Consider the following 17,793-nt stretch of genomic DNA (forward strand, 5'->3'; position numbering starts at 1 on the left):
CCGGCTAACCGACGCGCACCGACTCGACCGTCACCTCGGTGCGCGGTTTTCCGTCCTGCGCACCGCCGACGACTCCGGCGGTGGCGATGTCATCGAGGGCGGCAAGTCCTTTGGCGTCGATCGTTCCGAAAACGGTGTACGTCGGCGGCATCACCGAGTCCCCGTACACCAGGAAGAACTGGCTGCCGTTGGTGCCGGGACCCGAATTCGCCATCGCCAGAGTGCCTTCGGGGTATGTCACCGGCGTCGTCATCGCCGGGTCGGTCAACCGGTACTGATTGCTCGGGTACTCGTTGGGGAAGCGGTAGCCGGGTCCGCCGGACCCGGTCGCCGTCGGGTCGCCGCACTGAAGTACGCGCAGGTCGGCGCCGACGGTGAGTCGGTGGCAGCGGGTGTCGTCGAAGTACCGCTGCTCGGCCAGACTGACGAAGTTCTTGACCGTGCACGGTGCCTTCGCGTTGTCCAACTCCAGGCCGATCTCGCCGTGGTCGGTGACGATGCCGGCCGGGATCGATTCCGGGGTGGTCGGAGTCCGCCCCGGCTGCGGCGGCTGCACCGGTCGGCTGGACGGCTCGGTGGTGGCCGGGTACTGGCAGTTGGAACCCAGCGTCTCCGGAGGATCGAACTCGGGCAGCGGAACGCCTTGCGCCGGAACGACAGATCCCGGATATCCGGAGTCGCCGCGCATCCGTTCGTCGTACCGCTCGAATTCCCTGGCCATCACCACCAGGAAGACGGCGCTCACCACCACGACGACCACGGTGAACACGATCACCAGGTAGCCGATCACCAGTCCGGCAATGGCCAGCCCGCGACCGTCCTCGCCGGATCTCTTGATCTGCGACAGCGACATGTGGCCGAACAGGACGCCCAGAGGTGCGAACAGGAACGCGCACACCAGTGAGGCGATCGCCAACGAGTTCGTGGTCCGCGGCGGCGGGTACCCGGGCGGGTACCAACCCGGGTATCCGTACTGACCGCCGGGATATCCCTCCGGCGGGGGGTACCCGCCATACGGTGGCGGCGGGAAGGTCACGGCGCCGTCCGGATCAGTCCAGCGCGATCGACGTCACGTTGACGTCCAGCTTCGGCGGGCCGTCGGGCCCCCCGTCGACGGTTCCCTCCGCGGCGATCTTGTCCAACGTGGCCAGGCCGGTTTCGTCGATGGTGCCGAACACCGTGTAGTTCGGTGGCAGTTGCGAATCCCGGAACACCAGGAAGAACTGGCTGCCGTTCGTCCCCGGGCCGGCATTGGCCATGGCCAGCGTCCCGCGTGGGTAGAGCACCGGCTGCATCAGTGCCGGATCGTCCGGCTGGTACTGGTTCGTCGGGTATTCGTCGGCGAACTGGTAGCCCGGGCCGCCGGTGCCTTCGCCCGTCGGGTCACCACACTGCAGGACCGCCAGCGAGTCGCTTGTGGTCAGTCGGTGGCACGGGGTGTCGTTGAAGTAACCCTGCTGGGCCAGGCTCGCGAAGCTGTTGACGGTGCACGGCGATTTGCCGTTGTCGAGCAGGAGCCCGAGGTTGCCCTGTTTGGTCGCCATGCTGGCGCTGATCTCGGCGGGTTCGGTCGGCACCCGACCGGTGCGCGGAGCCGTGTTCGGCTTGCTGGCCGCCTCGGCGGACTCGGGGTACTGGCAATCGCCGCCCAATCCCTCGGGCGCCTGGAATGCCGGCAGGCCACCGGCCTGCGCCGGCTCCGGCGCGTCGAGCGGCGACGCCTCCGAGGTGGTCGGCGTGGTGCTGTCCGCCGACGCGGTCTGGCCGCCCGAATCGCGGTTGGTCAGGACGATGGTCGCCACGACGGCGGCGATCACGACGACGACGGCCGCCGCTGAGCCGATGATCGTGTACAGACGGCGTTTGCGTTCGTTCTCCGCTCGCCGCTCCAGTTGCCGCTCGAGCTTGCGCTTGGCTGTCTCACGCCGTTGTTCGTTGGTCGGCACCGCCGGTGTCCTCTCCGCGTTCGATCCGGTCGGCACCGAGTGTGCCAGCTGTTGTCGAGCGCAGCCGCCGCGACCCTCGTGAACAGCGGTCCGAACTGGACGTGGGAAGCTGGAACGGTGTTGATCACCGGATTCCCGGCGGGCATGTTGGCGTGCAACTGCTATGTGCTGGCCCCTGCGGCCGGCGGTGACGCCATCGTCGTCGACCCGGGTCAGCGTGCGTCCGGTCGCCTGCGCGAGATCCTCGACGAGCATCGGCTCACCCCTGCGGCGGTGCTTCTGACCCACGGACACCTCGACCACATCTGGTCGGCTCAGAAGGTGGCCGACACCTACGGCTGCCCTGTCTACATTCACCCGGAGGATCGCTTCATGCTCACCGACCCCATCAAGGGGTTCGGTCCACGGCTGGCGCAGATGGCGCTCGGGGCCATGTTCCGAGAGCCCCGGCAGGTCATCGAGTTGGACCGCGACGGAGACAAGATCGAACTGGGCGGCATCACGGTCGCGGTGGATCACACACCGGGACACACCCAGGGTTCTGTGGTGTTCCGGGTGGGCTTCGACTCCGTGGGCGCCGAGTCGCTGGCCTTCACCGGGGACACGTTGTTCCGTCAGTCGGTGGGACGGACTGATCTGCCCGGCGGCAGCGGGCGTGACCTGCTGCAGTCGATCGTCACAAAACTATTGGTGCTCGACGACGACACCCTGGTATTACCGGGGCACGGCGAGCGCACGACCATCGGCGCCGAACGCCGCACCAACCCATTCCTCGAAGGTCTGACCACGTGACTGACGCTGTTTCTTTCCAGGCTCCCAAAGGCGTACCCGATTACCTGCCGCCGGACTCGGCGGAGTTCGTGGCCGTGCGCAACGGTCTTCTCGCGGCGGCCCGACGTGCCGGTTACGGCGACATCGAGTTGCCGATATTCGAGGACACCGGCCTGTTCGCCCGCGGTGTGGGGGAGTCCACCGACGTGGTCTCCAAGGAGATGTACACGTTCGCCGACCGTGGCGATCGCTCGGTGACGCTGCGCCCGGAGGGCACTGCGGGCGTCATGCGGGCGGTGATCGAACACGGACTCGACCGCGGTCAACTGCCGGTGAAGCTCTGCTACTCGGGTCCGTTCTTCCGCTACGAACGGCCGCAGGCCGGCCGCTACCGTCAGCTGCAGCAGGTCGGTGTCGAAGCGATCGGCGTCGACGACCCGGCACTGGACGCCGAGGTGATCGCCGTGGCCGACGCCGGGTTCCGGTCGCTCGGCCTGACAGGATTCCGGCTGGAGATCACCTCGCTCGGTGACGACAGCTGCCGGCCGCAGTACCGGGAGTTGTTGCAGCAGTTCCTTTTCGGGCTTGATCTCGACGACGAGACGAAGCGTCGCGCCGAGATCAACCCGCTACGCGTCCTCGACGACAAGCGCCCGATGATGCGGGAGATGACCGCCGGCGCCCCGGTGATGCTCGACCACCTGTCCGAGGCTGCCAAGCAGCACTTCGACACGGTGCTGGCGCATTTGGACGCGCTGGCCGTGCCCTACGTGATCAACCCGCGGATGGTGCGCGGGCTTGACTACTACACCAAGACCACGTTCGAGTTCGTCCACGACGGGCTGGGTGCACAGTCCGGGATCGGGGGCGGTGGCCGCTACGACGGTTTGATGCGTCAACTCGGCGGCCAGGACCTGTCGGGCATCGGGTTCGGACTCGGCGTCGACCGGGCGCTGCTGGCGCTGCGTGCGGAGGGGAAGACGGTGGCGTCGGCGGGCCGGGTCGACGTCTACTGCGTGCCGCTGGGGGAGCGCGCGAAGCTCGCGTTGGCTGTGCTGGCGGCGAACCTGCGTGCTGCCGGTGTGCGCGTCGACATGGCGTACGGCGACCGTGGGATCAAGGGCGCGATGCGTGCCGCCGACCGGTCAGGTGCGTCGGTCGCGCTGGTGGCCGGTGACCGCGACGTCGATGCGGGCACCGTCGGGGTCAAGGATCTGTCGAACGGTGAGCAAGTGGACATCGCCGCGGATGACCTTGTCGCCGAGGTGCTTTCGCGCCTCTCCTAGGACCGTTCCGCGAGCGCGCGCGTTTGCACGCCGACGCGCCGTGTTCCGCCGTACAAAACGTCGCGCTCGCGGACGGTGAGCGTCGGTCAGGGTGATGATCTGGCCTTTCGCGACAACACCGCCTGCGCACCGGCGACGAGCAGGGCGAGCGCGCCCACCGCTGCCAGCGTGATCGTCCACAGCCTTCGGTCCTCGAGGTCCTTGGTGCACAACCGGGTGGCGTTCACGTCGGTGACGACCTCGTCGGTAACAGGAACGTTGGCCGCGCTGGCGTCGTCGTTGGCGCGAGCCTCTGACAGGTCAGGCGCGATCGCACTGCCACAACTGACGTCGACCCGGTCAGCCGAGATCGACACGGGCACCACGAGACCCACCACCCCGACAAGCAGGGCCACCACGCCCGCGAACACCAGCACCAATCGTAAATTCATGACAGGTCACGTACCCGCTCGTCGTGACTCCATACGTCGCGGTGCCCATGCACGGGGGCGCCATAGTATGGCGCGCCGTTGCCCATCATTTCCGGCACCGCCATGGGGTACTACGACGACGATCCTGCCGAAACCACCACCGCGAGCTTCGAGATTCGTACCGACTGCTGATTCCTGTCGGCACGTCACGGCGCCTGCACGGGGCAGGCCTCGACCGGGACCCGCATCGTCAGGTCCCCGGCGCGTTCGAAACGGAAGGTGACCTCGGCTGAGGTGGCAGGAAGCAGACCCGGATCCAATTGGTCCAGTATCACTGCGGGGTTGCTTGCGTCACCCGGGCCGGGTTCCGCGTTCGGCTCACCGAAGCCGATGGCTGATTTCGGCGGAATGTCGACGTTGGTGAGAATCCGCGCTTGTGCCGCCGCGCCCGTGGTCAACCCCAGTAGTCGCTCGGTTTCGGCAGGACGGTTGTTCGTGACGGTGAACCGCATCGCACCCCCGGCGTTGAGCTGGATCACGCACCGACCCGGAACATAGGTCGGGACGATGTAGGCGTTCTCCACCGAGGTGTCCTCGGTGTGCGACCCCGACCCCCGGTTCGACGAGTCGAGGACCGGATCTTCACCGCAGCCGGCGACGAACATCAGCGCGGCAGCACCTACGAGCGCTGCACCGCTCCTGCGTATCGACGACGTGTGCATTGTCTCCTTTCTGCGCGGCACTGCGATGACATTGTCAACGGCGTCCGCGGATTGTGGGTGCGCGAGGCACCGCTGCCACAGCGCCAAGTTCCCCTCCGCGCGCGATTGATACCCGGCCCGACGATCTGATTTCTCCGAAGCCGACGTCCTTACGCCAGCGAACTAAGAGCCGCCTGTGGCTTTGGTGCGGATCGCGTGAACGTCGGAGGTCCACCGGGCATGTCGCCGCCGCCTGATTGCGATTCGGCAACGATCGATGCCCGACCACGGTTTTCCGTTTCATCCGGGTAGGCGGTCAGCAGGTAACCACGTGGAAGGACTCGACAGTCACTTCCGCACCCCAGCAAGGAGTCCGACATGACCGTCGCCGAGCATCACTGCAGCGAAGCTGAGCCCGAGGTCTCCGCGCGTGGCCCGGACTGGACGGACATCGAGGAGCAACTGCTGAACTTGGCCGATTGTGGCAACGCCGATGAGCGCCGCCGGCGCCGCCTGCACATCATCACCGAATGCCTTCCACTCGCCGACCACATCGCCTACCGGTTCGTCGGGCGCGGCGAACCGTCCGACGACCTCGCTCAGGTCGCCCGAATGGGTCTGGTCAAAAGCGTCGACCGATACGTTCCGAGCAAGGGTCGATTCCTGTCGTTCGCGGTGCCGACAATTCGCGGGGAAGTGCGACGGCACTTCCGCGACAGCACCTGGTCGATGCGTGTGCCCCGAAAGCTCCAGGAGACCCAACTCCGGATGCGACAGACGATCGAAGAGCTTTCCCAACGGTTGAACCGGCCGCCGACGAACCGCGAAGTGGCCCGAGAACTCGGTGTCGACGATGACATCGTCGCCCAGTCCCAGTCAGCCCACTGGGCATATCGCCCCGTGTCGCTCGACGCGCCCCGGAGTGACGGCGGGGTAGGGGAGACCAGTGTCGGCGCCACCCAGGGGATCCACGATCCGGGCTTCGACGCCGTCGAGGATCTCATCGTCCTGCGTGAGGTGATCGCCGAATTGGATGACCGGCGACGGGCGATTCTCGGGATGCGGTACTTCGACTGTCTGACACAGCGAGAAATCGCCCTGCGGCTCAACATTTCACAGGTACAGGTGTCCCGACTCCTTGACGGCACGTTGGCGCGACTTCGCCAGCGCATGTTCGTCGAAGTGTCCGCGGTCGCATGAGGGTGGGTTGCTCGTAGTCCGGCGAGGGCGCGCGTTTGCACGCCGACGCGCCGTGTTCCGTCATACAAAACGTCGCGCTCGCGGCCGGTGAGCGTCGGTCGCCTGCTCAGGTAGCCGGCCAACGCCTCTCGAGGGCGTCGCGGACGTCATGAGTGAGCCGGTCGAGTCGACGGCTGTCGATCACATCGAATCTCTGTTCTGCCGCAGCGCTTTCCAGCCGCCGCAGCTGATCGGCGATCGCCTGCCGGTGGCTGGGAAGGACCACCACCCACGCGAGTTCGCGCAGCAATGACAGCAACCGGGCCAGCACGGCGGGGTCGCTGGCACCGTAGAGCTGCGGTTGGCTGCAGACCAGGTCGATCAGGTCGGAGAGGTCCGGACGGGCTACCACCACCCGCAGCACGTCGTCATCGTCGCGCAGGGTCCGGCGTCCCAGGCGGTACCCGGCGAGATCGCACAATGTCGCGCTGCACGAGTTGAGTCCGTGGATCGCGGTGGTGGGATCGTTGATACCGGGGCTCAGAGCCCGGACCACCACATCGGTCAACTGGCGAAGCCCGTAGCCGATGTCCTGGGTTGACGTGCGCTCGATGCCGGTGGTCATGGCCCGGCTCACCTGGTCGCGCACCGACGCCAAACGGTCGTCATCGAGGAGACCACCGGCCGACCCTGCAGCCCAACACAATGCGACCGGTACCCCCGCCACGATGTCCGACCCGACGGGGCGGTCGATCCAGATCACCGCGTCGGCATCAACTGCGGCCGACAGCAGGGCATCCTCGTCGATCTCCACGAGGAAGCCCGACGACCGGGCCGGAATCACCGACGCACCTGAGGGCGGGGTCGGCGCGAAGTCATGGTCCGGGGTGTCATCGAGCGGTTCGAGCATCCGGTGGCCGTTGTCCTTGATGTCGGCTGCGACGTGGTCGAGCATGGTCTCGATCCGGATCTGCCGAACCAGGTGCCCCAGGAACAGCACCAGTGCCATGACACTGGCCATGGCCAGCAGGTAGGCGACCGTGACCGAGAGATGCGGGACGAACTCCGCGCCGGAGTCGCTGTCGTTGCGCACCGTGCGCAGCACCGTCAGCGCATAGACGAAGGTTGCGAGGAACAACGCCAAGGTGCGCTGGACGAACCGGTCCGCTGCGAAGGTGCGCAACAGCCTCGGCGTGTACTGGCTGCTGGCGAGCTGCAGGGTGACGACGGTCAGCGAGAACGTCAGCGACGTCATGGAGATCAGCGAGGCCGCGACGGTTCCGAGTACCTCTCGGGCAGCGTCGGCCCCACCACCGAAAAGATAGGCCGACACCGTCGGCGGCAGTTGATCAGCGAGGGCAGTGTCGAGTTCGGGGATGGCGACACCGGCAAGTATTGCGGCGACCACGCCGAGCGCGGGTACCGGCCACAGCCGGCTTCTCCACGCGTCGACAAACGTTGCGCGCCGACGCCTGACGGCCTCGAGGCTCCCGGATCTGTCGCTCATGATCTCCTCGCGTGCCGAGCCAAGGCAGCTCGGGACCGCTGGCCATGGACAGGTACCCATCTCACGCGTCGGTACACCTTTCAGTGCCGATTCCGTGTGTGTGGATCACCCGCCGCTCGCGAGGTCGTTGAGCACTTCGTCGACCCGGCCGATGCCGCCACCGAACGGGTTGCCGCGCTTGAGCAGGTGGGTTCCCCACGGCGTCACCGCGATCAGCTTCGGGGAACTCGATGTCATCTGCATCCGGCGTTCGAACCGGACCTGTTCCAACGGCGCGACGGGGTGACCGGCGCCGTCCCGGTACACCCGCTGCGCGCGGTCGAGCACCGCCAGCGGGGTGAAGGTGCTCAGCGCGCGCTGCCGGTTCCGGCGCGCGGACCTGATCGTGACGCCCGCGACGACGGCGGCCGTGACGCCGACGGCGAGGAGGATCGCTGCGAGTGCGACGGGCACCGACGACCGGGCGTCGGTCGCAGCGTTGACCAACGACACCGATCCGAAGCCACCGAACACCACGGCGACCACCACGAGCACGTACGCGGTGATCTCCACGGCACGGTTGCCACGGTCGATGAGCAACACCGCGGCGCCCTGCTCGGCCACCACCAGACCGCCCTGCTCGGCGATGATGACGGGTTCGGTCGGCGTCGCCATGGGTTGAGCTTGCCGAATCCAGCCGCGAGCGCGCGGATTTGTACAGAAATCCGCGGCGTGTCGCGGGCAAACACGCGAGCTCGCGGGAGGGACGGTTAGGTGAGGTGCCCTAGGTCCTTCTAGATGGCCATCGCGGCACGGACGTCGGCTTCGGACGCCGACCCTCCCGTTCCGCTGGAGGTGACCCGGCCGGCCTCGAGGATGTAGTAACGCTGAGATGACTCCAGTGCGAACCCGATGTGCTGTTCGACGAGCAGCACGCCCAGGTCGCCACGGGCGGTCAATGTGGTGATGGCCTCCTCGATCTCGGCGACGACCGACGGCTGGATGCCCTCGGTCGGTTCGTCGAGGATCAGGCACTTCGGCGTCGTGATGAGCGCCCGCGCGATCGCGAGCTGCTGACGCTGACCGCCCGAGAGCAGGCCGGCCCGTCGGGTCAACAGTTCCTTGAGCGCGGGGAACAGGTCGAGTTGCTCATCGATGAGCTGCTTACCGTTCTTGCGGCCGTCGGCGACGACCTGCAGATTCTCGGCTGTGGTCAGCTGCCCGAACGACTGCTGGCCCTGCGGCACGTACGCCAGACCCCGGGCCACCCGGGCGCTGGGTCGCAGCTTGGTGATGTCGTCGCCGTTGAACAGCACCTTGCCCGACGTGCACTTGAGTAGACCGACCGCTGCGCGCAGCAGTGTGGTCTTCCCGGCGCCGTTGTGGCCCATCACCGCCGCGACCCCGTCGGAGGGAACCTCGATGCTGGCACCGTGGATGACTTCACTGCGCCCGTAGCCGGTGCGGACGTCGACCAGTTCGAGCATCAGGAGTTCTCCTCGGTGATTTCGTCGGGGATCCCGTCGGTACCGGCCGCCGCGGTCCCCAGGTAGACCTCCTGGACCTTCGGATTGGCCTGCACCTCGGCAACGGATCCCTCAGCGATCACATGTCCGCGGGCCAGCACGGTGACCGAGGTGGCGAATGCCCGCATGAAGTCCATGTCGTGTTCGACGACGACAACGGTGCGCTCAGCGCCGATGCGGCGCAACAGATTTCCCGTCTCCTCGCGCTCTTCATGACTCATGCCCGCGACTGGCTCGTCGAGCAGCAGCACGTCGGCGTTCTGCACCAGCAGCATGCCGATCTCGAGCCACTGCTTCTGCCCGTGAGCGAGGACACCCGCGGGTTTCTCCGCCAAGTGGGTGAGCCCGGTGATCTCGAGGGCCTCCTCGATGGCGGGCAGCACGCCGTTGCGACGTCGCAGCAGTGCCCACGGCGACCGGCCTGCGCCGGCGGCGATGTCCAGGTTCTGCAGCACGGTCAGTTGTTCGAACACGCTGGCCGTCTGAAAGGTCCGCCCGACCCCCGCGCGCGCGATCTGGTGCACTTTCTTGCCGAGCAGTTCGACACCGGACTTGCTGACCGAACCGGTCGCCGACACGAGGCCGGTGATCGCGTCGATCACGGTCGTCTTGCCCGCACCGTTGGGGCCGATCAGGAACCTCAGGTCCCCCTGGAACAGGGTGAGGTCCACGTCGGTGACGGCTTTGAACCCGTCAAAATCGACTGTCAGGCCTCGTACTTCGAGGTATTCGGTACCCATGCCGACATTGCCGCCGACTTTGGGGCCGCGTTCGCCGGTGATGGCCTCGGTCTCCGTCATGAGCGGGCTCCCACCTTCTCTGCGTCGGGATCGGGATCGACTTCGGACACCTTCTCGGGTTCTCCGTCGGAGGTGTCCTTGGCCTTCCGGCGCCGTTTGGCCAGCACCGCCAGCCCGGCGAACCCGGCGGGGAAGAAACCGACGACGACGATGAAGAGCAGGCCCTGCGCGTAGGTCCACTCCGACGGAAAGCGTTCGGAGAACAGCGTTTGCGCCCATGCCACACCGATGGCTCCCAGCACGGGACCCAGCAGTGTGGTGCGCCCGCCGATCGCGACGCCGATCAGGAAGGCGATGGAAGGCAGGATGCCGACCTGCGACGGGGCGATGAACCCGACTATCGGCGCGAACAACGCGCCCGCGATGCTCGCGAACAGCGCCGCGACCGTGTAGGCGACCACTTTGATGTTGGCCGGGTCATAGCCCAGGAACCGCACGCGCTCCTCGCCGTCGCGCACGGCGACCAGCAGTTCGCCGTATCGGCTCTGCATCAGTTGGCGCACGACGGCCACCACGATCAGCAGCACCGCGGCAGCGATGAAGTACAGCATGCGCCGGTTCGCCGGATCGTTGAGCGCGAAGCCGAAGAACGTTCGGAACCTGTTGAGCCCGTTGCTGCCACCCAGGCTGGTCTGACCGACGAGCAGGATGGCCAGTGCCGCGGCCAGCGCCTGGGACAGGATCGCGAAGTACGCACCCTTGACGCGGCGCTTGAAGACACCGAGTCCGAGCGCCGCCGCGATCGCCGTGGGCACCAGCACGATGGCCAGCAGCGTGAACGCCGGAGAAGCGAAAGGTGCCCAGTAGCCGGGCAATTCGCGGACACCGGCGATCTGCATGAAGTCAGGAACGCCGTTGCCGTAGATCTCGGCGTCGGCGATCTTGAGGTGCATGCCCATCATGTAGCCGCCGAGGCCGAAGAAGACGCCCTGCCCCAGAACCAGCATGCCGCCGCGTCCCCACGCCAGCCCGATGCCGACTGCGACGATCGCGAAGCACAGGAATTTGCCCAGCAGGCTGAGCCGGAAGTCGGAGAACACCAGGGGCGCCACCCCGAACAGCAGCACCGCGGCAATGCCGAAGCCGGCCCAGGTCTGCCATCGACCGAGGAGGGTTCTCATACCAAACTCCTTGTCCTGACGGTGAACAGACCCTGCGGGCGGACCTGCAGGAAGATCACGATGATGACGAAGACGATCACCTTGGCCAGCGACGCTGTCGTGTTGTACTCGATGAACGAGTTCAGGAAGCCCAGTGTGAACGCCGCGATCACGGTGCCCTTGATCTGTCCCAGACCGCCTACGACGACGACCAGGAACGCATCGATGAGGTAGCTCTGCCCGATCGTCGGGCTGGTGGACCCGATCAACGTCAGCGCCACCCCTGCCACGGCGGCGAGGCCGGATCCGATGAAGAACGTCATGATGTCGGTCTTGCGCGACGAGATGCCGCTGGTTTCAGCGAGATCGCGGTTCTGCACGACCGCCCGGATCCGGCGTCCCATCGGGCTGACCTTGAGCACTGCGGCCAGCACCGCGACGCAGACGATCGCGAGCACCAGGATGAAGATGCGGGTCTTGGGGACCACCGCACCGAGGATGTCGACACCGCCGGACAACCACACCGGGGCCACCACGTTGACCGCGGGGGCGCCGAAGATGTCCCGTGCGACCTGCTGCAGGATCAGGCCGACGCCGAAGGTGACCAGCAAGGTGTCCAGCGGTCGGGAGTACATCCGCTGGATCAGCGTGACCTCCAACAGGGCGCCCATCGCGCCACCGATGAAGAACCCGAGGATCAGCGAGATGATCAGCGAGACACCGGCACTCGACACGATCTGCTGAACGACGTACGCGGTGTAGCAGCCGGCCATGATGAACTCGCCGTGCGCCATGTTGATGACGCCCATCTGGCCGAACGTCAATGACAACCCCAGTGCGGCCAGCAACAGGATCGAGCCGAGGCTCAATCCTGTTGCCAGCTGTCCGATCAGGACATCCATACCTACAAACTTCCCGTCGCTTGGTTAGCCGCCTGCATGTCCGCGCCAGCCCCCGTGGTCAGCCGGAGAGCCCGGCGGCCCACGGGTAGGACTTCAGGAACGGATCCGGCTCGATGGGGCCGGGGGACTCCCAGATCGTGTAGATCAAGCCGTCCGGACGGATCTCACCGATGCGGGCGGTCTTGGTGATGTGGTGGTTCTCGCCGTCGATCGTGACCAGGCCCTCCGGCGCGTCGAAGGTGACCCCGTCGGCGTTGTCCTGAATTGCCTTGACGTCGAACGACTGTGCCTTCTCGACGGTGTTCTTCCACAGGAAGACCGACACGTAGGCCGCCTCCATCGGATCCGACGTCGGCTTGTCGGCGCCGAACTTCGCCTTGTAGGCCTCGACGAAGGCGTTGTTCACCGGGCTGTCGATGGTCTGGTAGTAGTCCCACGCCGTCAGCTGGCCGTCGATGTTCTGCACACCGATGCCGCCGACCTCTTCCTCGGCGATGGACACCGACACCACCGGCATGTCCTGAGGGGTCAGGCCGACGTTCTTGTACTCCCGGAAGAACGCCACGTTGGAGTCGCCGTTGAGGGTGTTGAACACCGCGTCGGCGTCGGCGCTGCGGACCTTGTTGATGATCGTGGAGAAATCGGTCGAGCCCAGGGGGGTGTAGTCCTCGCCCTTGATCTCCATACCGTTGGCTTCGGCGTAGGCCTTGATGATGCGGTTGGCGGTCTGCGGGAAGACGTAGTCGCTGCCGACCAGGTAGAGGGACTGAGCGCCCTGCTCTTTGAGGTAGTCCAGGGCGGGCACGATCTGCTGGTTGGTGGTCGCGCCGGTGTAGAAGATGTTGGGGGAGGACTCCAGGCCCTCGTACTGCACCGGGTAGTAGAGCAGTGAGTTGCTGCTCTCGAACACCGGCAGCATCGCCTTGCGGCTCGACGACGTCCAGCCGCCGAACACCGCGGCCACGCAGTCGCTGCTGATCAGCTTCTCGGCCTTCTCGGCGAACACCGTGGGTTCTGAGGCGCCGTCCTCGGCGACCACCTGAATCTGTTTGCCCAGCACCCCGCCTTCGGCGTTGATCTGCTCGACCGCCAGATCGATGGCGTTGCGAACCGTCACCTCCGAGATCGCCATGGTGCCCGACAGCGAGTTCAGCGCACCGACCTTGATGCTCTCACCAGAGGTGTCGACGCATGACTCCGCGTTTGCTGCTTCCGTATCGCTGGCCTTACTTCCGCAGCCCGCCAACAACAGGCTGGTGACTGCTACGACACTTCCCGCGGCTAGCGCGGAACGTTTGAACGAAGAGCGTCGAGGTAGTTCCATGAACGGCCTTTCTGGGTGTCAACAGCACTCATTCCCTGATGAGGCGTTGAGTCGGGGGCAACTTCAGTGCGCTCGAAGCGCAGAAGCAACAACACCGCATGGGTGTCGAATCGGGACGTTAGAGCGCCTGTGTTTCTGCAAAATGTCTGTGTGTGACGAACAAATTAACGTGTCGACAATCGCGTACGTCGTTTGCCGTTAACCTGTTCGGAGGTCGGGGGACTGTCCCCGGAGTAACGATCCGGTAGCGTCCGTCGATGTGACGGACATGCGAATAGCTACAGCCAAAGTAGGGGCGGTCCTGATGGCGGCGGCGGCATCGGTTGCGGTCAGCCAGGTCACCGCGAATGCCCAACCGGCCGGTCAACAGGTCCGGTACTCGGTGACCTCAGCAGGCGCCTACGAGTTCGAACTCTTCTACCTGACATCGCAACCGCCGAGCATGGAGGCGTTCAACGCCGACGCCTACACGTTCGCCACGCGGGAGAAGGTGACCCTCGCGCCCGGCGTGCCCTGGGTGTTCGAGACGACGATGGCGGATCCGCAGTGGGCGATACTCACGGCGAGCAGCACCGCGCGCGGCGGGCAGGCGGCGCCGAATGCGCACTGCGACATCGCGGTCGACGGTCAGGTGCTGACCCAGCATGACGATCCCCACAACGTCAGGTGCCAGCTCGGGGAGTGGTAGCCACCCCGGACTACTGTGCGCTCAGCCCTGACAGGGCCGACGGCAGTGGACCGGTGTGCAGCACACCGAGACGCTGGGTGGCGCGGGTCAGGGCGACGTACAGTTCGGCCGCGCCGCGTGGCCCGGCGGCCAGGATGCGCTCCGGCTCGACCACGAGCACGGCATCGAACTCGAGTCCCTTGATGTCTGCCGGCGACACCGTGCCCGGGACTCCCGGCGGCCCGATCACGACGCTGGTGCCGTCGCGTACGCTTTCGTCCCGGATGAAATCTTCGATGGCAGAAGCCATTTGGTCCGCGGTGATGCGTCGTGACCAGGGCGCGACGCCGGTCGCGCGCACCGACTCCGGCGGCGTGACCCCCGGCGCCAGCTCGGCGAGCAGCGTCGCGGCGACCGACATGATCTCGGCCGGGGTGCGGTAGTTCGTCGACAGCGGGCGGTAGAGCCAGCGGTCGGGGACATAGGGCTCCAGCATCTCGGCCCACGAGGTGGCGCCGGCCGCCGATCGCCGTTGGGCGAGATCGCCCACGACCGTGAATGACCGGCTCGGGCACCGCCGCATCAGTACCCGCCAGTCCATCGCCGACAACTCCTGGGCCTCGTCGACCACCACGTGCCGGTAGGTCCATTCCCGATCCGCGGCGGCACGCTCGGCGAGGTCGCGGTTGTCGCGTTGGGCGAATCGGTCGGCGAGATCGCCGGCCTCGATCATGTCGGCAGCCAGGAGATGGTCCTCGTCGTCCATGAGGTCCTCGCGTGCGACCATCATCTCCAGCACGCCCGCCGCGTACTCGGTCTCTGCCTGGAGTTCTCGCGCAGCAGTCTGGTCGGCGGTCTTGTCGCGGCCCAGCAGGTCGACCAGTTCGTCGAGCAGGGGCACGTCCGACACCGTCCAGGCGTCGCCCTGGGCGCGCCGGAGTGCCTCGTCGGCGCCTGCCGCTCGTAGCCGCTCGGGTGACGTGTAGAGCTGCGCGAGCAGGGTTTCCGGCGTCAGGATCGGCCAGAGTTCGTCCAGCGCCGCGGCGAATCCGGCATGGTCGCCGAGCTCGTCGACCAATTCGGCCCGCAGATGCTCCCAGGCGGCCTTGTCGTCACGCGTCAGCCACCCCCTGCCGATCTTGGCGATCGCCCGCTCGGTCAGCACCCAGGTGATCACATCGATGAACACGGCGCGGGCGTCGTTGTGTGACTGCTTGCTGGCCCGCGCCTCCTGGATGGCCCATTCCGCGGTCTCGGCATCGATGCGCACCGAGGTGTCCGCCAGGTCGATCGGCAGCGGCTGCTCGGGGATGCGCTGTCGGTCGGCGATCGCCGCCTCGAGTACGTCGAGGATCTTCAGCGAGCCCTTCAGCCGGATGGCGTCTTCGGTGTCCTCCGCGGTGACGCGGAGTCCGGGGAGTAGGTCTCCGGTGGTCATGAACACCACGTTGGACTCACCGAGCGATGGCAGGACCCTCCCGACGTGGTCCAGGAACGCCGGGTTGGGCCCGATGACGAGCACCCCGTGATGTTCGATGCGCTGGCGCTGGGTGTAGAGCAGGTACGCGACGCGGTGCAGTGCGACGACGGTTTTCCCGGTTCCCGGTCCGCCTTCGATCACCAGGACGCCCTGGTGATCGAGTCGGATGATCTCGTCCTGCTCGGCCTGGATCGTGGAAACGATGTCGCGCATGCCGTCGCCACGGGGAGCGTTGACAGCCGCCAGCAGCGCGGCGTCGCCGTGTCCGCCCCGCTCCTGAGCACCCGGACGGCCGAGGACCTCGTCGGTGAAATCGAGGATGTGGCGGCCGCGGGTGTGGAACTGCCTGCGCAGGTGCATGTCCTCCGGAGAGGCGCCGGTCGCCACGTAGAACGCGCGTGCCGCGGGTGCCCGCCAGTCGAGTAGCAGGGGTTCGTAGTCGTCGTCGGCATCGAGAAGGCCGATCCGGCCGATGTACAGACGCTCGCCCGACACGCTGTCCAACCGCCCGAAGCACAGCCCGCTGTCCGCCACGTCCAACCGCGTCATCTGGTTGGCCAGCACACGCACCTCGGCGTCGCGTTCCACCAGCGTCCCGCCGGTGCCCCGCAGCGCGGCGCGATATCTGCCGATCACCCGTGCGCGTTCGGCGTCCAACCGCGTGTACAACCCTGCCACATAGGCTCGCTCGGACTGCAGTTCCTCTTCGTGCTTCTCAGTCGACATGTGCCCCTTATGTTCTGCTGTTGTCAGTGATTGTGCGGCACGATCCGGGCACTGCCAAAGTCGTCCGGTTCGCCACGCTCCGAAGGTTTGGCTGCGCCGCCCAGGGGAAACAGACCCGTTCATGACATATGGGACGACGACGCTGCTTTCCGTCGCGGCACTGGCCGCAATCCTGAGTGGATGCTCGCAGGTCGAGGAGGTGACCAACCAGGGCGGCGATACCAGTTGTGAGGACTATCTGGCTGCCGACGAGGCGCAGCAGAACGAGTCGATCACCAAGATGCTTACCGATGAAGGCAAGAACGAGCCGGCCAACGCCGAACTCGCCGGGACCAGGTTGTCTGTCACCACGTACTGCCAGACCGTCGGCACGCCCGAAAGTACGATCAAGGAGGCGCCACACCTCTGATGTGGTTGCATCCGGGGATGCCCGCACGGGCTGCCGATTGACACGAGATCGAACGTATGTTCGCATAGGGCATGCGGTGGGATCGGCAGGCAGTCAGCGCGGACGACGGTGCGCTGCCGGGACTGCAACGCATCGGCTTGGTCCGCAGCGTACGGACGCCCCAATTCGAGGGAATCACCTTTCACGAGGTGCTGTGCAAGTCGGCGTTGAACAAGATTCCCGCTGCGTCGATGCTCCCTTTCGAGTACACCGTCAACGGTTACCGGGGGTGCTCGCACGCGTGCCGGTACTGTTTCGCCCGGCCCACCCACGAGTATCTGGAGTTCGACTGCGGCCGTGATTTCGACTCCCAGGTGGTGGTCAAGACCAACATCGTGGACGTACTGCGCCGCGAACTCCGCCGTCGGTCGTGGGCGCGCAAAACCGTTGCGCTGGGCACGAATACAGATCCGTACCAGCGGGCTGAGGGGCGTTATGCGCTGATGCCGGGCATCATCGGGGCGCTCGCCGACTCCGGTACGCCGTTCTCCATCCTGACCAAGGGGACGTTGCTGCGCCGCGACCTGCCGCTGCTCGCCGAGGCCGCGCACCGGGTCGACGTCAGCGTGGCGGTGTCGCTTGCCGTCGGCGATCCCGAGTTGCACAGCCAGGTCGAGCCCGGGACGCCGTCACCGCAGGCGCGGCTCGGGCTGATCTCGGCCATTCGTGATGCCGGTCTCGACTGTCACGTGATGGTGGCGCCGGTGCTGCCGGGGCTGACCGATTCGCAGGAGCATCTCGACGATCTGTTGGGTCGGATCGCGGCTGCCGGGGCGTCGTCCGCCACGGTGTTCGGCCTGCATCTCCGCGGTTCGACCCGGGGCTGGTTCATGGATTGGCTGGCTGGTAGCCACGCCGAACTCGTCGGCGAGTACCGCCGGCTCTACCGGCACGGCGCCTACCTGCCGCCGCACTACCGCGAGGAGTTGAGGAACCGGGTGGCGCCGCTGCTGAACAAGCACCGGTTGGCGGGCGCATCAGTCCGCAGCCGACCGCGCCCGCCCGAACCGGTGGCGGCCGCCCAGCAGACGCTGTTCTGAT

At 66.5% G+C, this 17,793-nt stretch carries 19 protein-coding genes; 7 read left to right on the forward strand and 12 right to left on the reverse strand.

The genetic code is table 11. The features are described 5' to 3' along the window. Window positions 1-4: 4 nt before the first annotated feature. Complete coding sequence (locus tag ABDC78_RS12565; protein ID WP_178358439.1) at window positions 5-1,036, reverse strand: peptidylprolyl isomerase; 1,032 nt, start codon at window positions 1,034-1,036, stop codon at window positions 5-7. A 13-nt stretch (window positions 1,037-1,049) separates the two neighbouring features. Beyond that, on the reverse strand, window positions 1,050-1,946 hold the full coding sequence (locus ABDC78_RS12570) for a peptidylprolyl isomerase (protein ID WP_178358440.1): 897 nt from the start codon (window positions 1,944-1,946) through the stop codon (window positions 1,050-1,052). Between the two features lie 117 nt (window positions 1,947-2,063). On the opposite strand from ABDC78_RS12570, the gene ABDC78_RS12575 reads away from it, so the two are divergent. Together ABDC78_RS12575 and hisS are read left to right on the forward strand one after the other, a co-directional pair. Next, on the forward strand, window positions 2,064-2,738 hold the full coding sequence (locus ABDC78_RS12575; protein ID WP_178358441.1) for an MBL fold metallo-hydrolase: 675 nt from the start codon (window positions 2,064-2,066) through the stop codon (window positions 2,736-2,738). Continuing rightward, on the forward strand, window positions 2,735-4,003 hold the full coding sequence (gene hisS, locus ABDC78_RS12580) for a histidine--tRNA ligase (RefSeq protein WP_178358442.1): 1,269 nt from the start codon (window positions 2,735-2,737) through the stop codon (window positions 4,001-4,003). Before ABDC78_RS12575 ends, hisS begins: the two co-directional genes overlap by 4 nt. Before the next feature lie 86 nt (window positions 4,004-4,089). On the opposite strand, the gene ABDC78_RS12585 is transcribed toward hisS, so the two are convergent. Further along, window positions 4,090-4,434 carry a hypothetical protein gene (locus tag ABDC78_RS12585; protein WP_178358443.1) on the reverse strand — a complete coding sequence of 115 codons (345 nt, stop codon included), beginning with the start codon at window positions 4,432-4,434 and terminating at the stop codon, window positions 4,090-4,092. Between the two features lie 78 nt (window positions 4,435-4,512). Between ABDC78_RS12585 and ABDC78_RS12590 the strand changes: the two genes are divergently transcribed. Then, window positions 4,513-4,605: a lipoprotein LpqH gene (locus ABDC78_RS12590; RefSeq protein WP_256736017.1), complete on the forward strand. Its 93-nt coding sequence runs from the start codon at window positions 4,513-4,515 to the stop codon at window positions 4,603-4,605. A 14-nt stretch (window positions 4,606-4,619) separates the two neighbouring features. Here ABDC78_RS12590 and ABDC78_RS12595 read toward each other — a convergent pair whose 3' ends face one another. Continuing rightward, complete coding sequence (locus tag ABDC78_RS12595) at window positions 4,620-5,135, reverse strand: hypothetical protein (RefSeq protein WP_178358444.1); 516 nt, start codon at window positions 5,133-5,135, stop codon at window positions 4,620-4,622. Between the two features lie 357 nt (window positions 5,136-5,492). Here ABDC78_RS12595 and ABDC78_RS12600 point away from each other — a divergent pair, with 357 nt between their 5' ends. Further along, on the forward strand, window positions 5,493-6,314 hold the full coding sequence (locus ABDC78_RS12600) for a SigB/SigF/SigG family RNA polymerase sigma factor (protein WP_178358445.1): 822 nt from the start codon (window positions 5,493-5,495) through the stop codon (window positions 6,312-6,314). 106 nt (window positions 6,315-6,420) lie between these two features. Here the strand turns inward: ABDC78_RS12600 and ABDC78_RS12605 are convergent, their stop codons facing one another. The 7 genes from ABDC78_RS12605 to urtA form a co-directional block, all read right to left on the reverse strand. Beyond that, window positions 6,421-7,800 (reverse strand): DUF2254 domain-containing protein, encoded by a 1,380-nt coding sequence (locus tag ABDC78_RS12605; protein WP_178358446.1) that lies wholly within the window; start codon window positions 7,798-7,800, stop codon window positions 6,421-6,423. Window positions 7,801-7,905: 105 nt separating this feature from the next. Then, a complete protein-coding gene (locus ABDC78_RS12610; RefSeq protein ID WP_218620643.1) occupies window positions 7,906-8,454 on the reverse strand; it encodes a hypothetical protein in 549 nt (182 codons plus the stop codon). Window positions 8,455-8,573: 119 nt separating this feature from the next. Continuing rightward, window positions 8,574-9,266 carry an urea ABC transporter ATP-binding subunit UrtE gene (urtE, locus tag ABDC78_RS12615; RefSeq protein ID WP_178358447.1) on the reverse strand — a complete coding sequence of 231 codons (693 nt, stop codon included), beginning with the start codon at window positions 9,264-9,266 and terminating at the stop codon, window positions 8,574-8,576. Then, complete coding sequence (gene urtD / locus ABDC78_RS12620) at window positions 9,266-10,105, reverse strand: urea ABC transporter ATP-binding protein UrtD (RefSeq protein ID WP_178358448.1); 840 nt, start codon at window positions 10,103-10,105, stop codon at window positions 9,266-9,268. Before urtD ends, urtE begins: the two co-directional genes overlap by 1 nt. Then, a complete protein-coding gene (gene urtC / locus ABDC78_RS12625) occupies window positions 10,102-11,226 on the reverse strand; it encodes an urea ABC transporter permease subunit UrtC (protein WP_178358449.1) in 1,125 nt (374 codons plus the stop codon). The genes urtD and urtC overlap by 4 nt, the downstream gene beginning before the upstream one ends. Further along, complete coding sequence (gene urtB, locus ABDC78_RS12630) at window positions 11,223-12,107, reverse strand: urea ABC transporter permease subunit UrtB (RefSeq protein ID WP_178358450.1); 885 nt, start codon at window positions 12,105-12,107, stop codon at window positions 11,223-11,225. Before urtB ends, urtC begins: the two co-directional genes overlap by 4 nt. Window positions 12,108-12,165: 58 nt before the next feature. Beyond that, window positions 12,166-13,431, reverse strand: coding sequence for an urea ABC transporter substrate-binding protein (gene urtA, locus ABDC78_RS12635; protein WP_178358451.1), 1,266 nt, complete (start codon window positions 13,429-13,431; stop codon window positions 12,166-12,168). A gap of 268 nt (window positions 13,432-13,699) precedes the next feature. On the opposite strand from urtA, the gene ABDC78_RS12640 reads away from it, so the two are divergent. Continuing rightward, window positions 13,700-14,119, forward strand: a complete 420-nt coding sequence (locus ABDC78_RS12640) for a hypothetical protein (protein ID WP_178358452.1) — start codon at window positions 13,700-13,702, stop codon at window positions 14,117-14,119. A 10-nt stretch (window positions 14,120-14,129) separates the two neighbouring features. Here the strand turns inward: ABDC78_RS12640 and helR are convergent, their stop codons facing one another. Next, window positions 14,130-16,304: an RNA polymerase recycling motor ATPase HelR gene (gene helR / locus ABDC78_RS12645; protein WP_178358453.1), complete on the reverse strand. Its 2,175-nt coding sequence runs from the start codon at window positions 16,302-16,304 to the stop codon at window positions 14,130-14,132. 121 nt (window positions 16,305-16,425) lie between these two features. Here helR and ABDC78_RS12650 point away from each other — a divergent pair, with 121 nt between their 5' ends. Then, window positions 16,426-16,713, forward strand: a complete 288-nt coding sequence (locus ABDC78_RS12650) for a hypothetical protein (RefSeq protein WP_178358454.1) — start codon at window positions 16,426-16,428, stop codon at window positions 16,711-16,713. 71 nt (window positions 16,714-16,784) lie between these two features. Further along, on the forward strand, window positions 16,785-17,792 hold the full coding sequence (locus ABDC78_RS12655; protein WP_178358455.1) for an Rv2578c family radical SAM protein: 1,008 nt from the start codon (window positions 16,785-16,787) through the stop codon (window positions 17,790-17,792). Window position 17,793 lies beyond the last annotated feature (1 nt).

The sequence above is a fragment of the Mycobacterium sp. DL genome, assembly GCF_039729195.1.
GTDB classification, from domain to species: Bacteria; Actinomycetota; Actinomycetes; order Mycobacteriales; family Mycobacteriaceae; genus Mycobacterium; species Mycobacterium hippocampi_A.

Coding starts and splice junctions, on each gene's coding strand:
- ABDC78_RS12585 (WP_178358443.1), bottom strand. CDS start 4,434: ATGAATTTACGATTGGTGCTGGTGTTCGCGGGCGTGGTGGCCCTGCTT.
- ABDC78_RS12595 (WP_178358444.1), bottom strand. CDS start 5,135: ATGCACACGTCGTCGATACGCAGGAGCGGTGCAGCGCTCGTAGGTGCT.
- ABDC78_RS12600 (WP_178358445.1), top strand. CDS start 5,493: ATGACCGTCGCCGAGCATCACTGCAGCGAAGCTGAGCCCGAGGTCTCC.
- ABDC78_RS12605 (WP_178358446.1), bottom strand. CDS start 7,800: ATGAGCGACAGATCCGGGAGCCTCGAGGCCGTCAGGCGTCGGCGCGCA.
- ABDC78_RS12610 (WP_218620643.1), bottom strand. CDS start 8,454: ATGGCGACGCCGACCGAACCCGTCATCATCGCCGAGCAGGGCGGTCTG.
- urtE (WP_178358447.1), bottom strand. CDS start 9,266: ATGCTCGAACTGGTCGACGTCCGCACCGGCTACGGGCGCAGTGAAGTC.
- urtD (WP_178358448.1), bottom strand. CDS start 10,105: ATGACGGAGACCGAGGCCATCACCGGCGAACGCGGCCCCAAAGTCGGC.
- urtC (WP_178358449.1), bottom strand. CDS start 11,226: ATGAGAACCCTCCTCGGTCGATGGCAGACCTGGGCCGGCTTCGGCATT.
- urtB (WP_178358450.1), bottom strand. CDS start 12,107: ATGGATGTCCTGATCGGACAGCTGGCAACAGGATTGAGCCTCGGCTCG.
- urtA (WP_178358451.1), bottom strand. CDS start 13,431: ATGGAACTACCTCGACGCTCTTCGTTCAAACGTTCCGCGCTAGCCGCG.
- ABDC78_RS12640 (WP_178358452.1), top strand. CDS start 13,700: ATGCGAATAGCTACAGCCAAAGTAGGGGCGGTCCTGATGGCGGCGGCG.
- helR (WP_178358453.1), bottom strand. CDS start 16,304: ATGTCGACTGAGAAGCACGAAGAGGAACTGCAGTCCGAGCGAGCCTAT.
- ABDC78_RS12650 (WP_178358454.1), top strand. CDS start 16,426: ATGACATATGGGACGACGACGCTGCTTTCCGTCGCGGCACTGGCCGCA.
- ABDC78_RS12655 (WP_178358455.1), top strand. CDS start 16,785: ATGCGGTGGGATCGGCAGGCAGTCAGCGCGGACGACGGTGCGCTGCCG.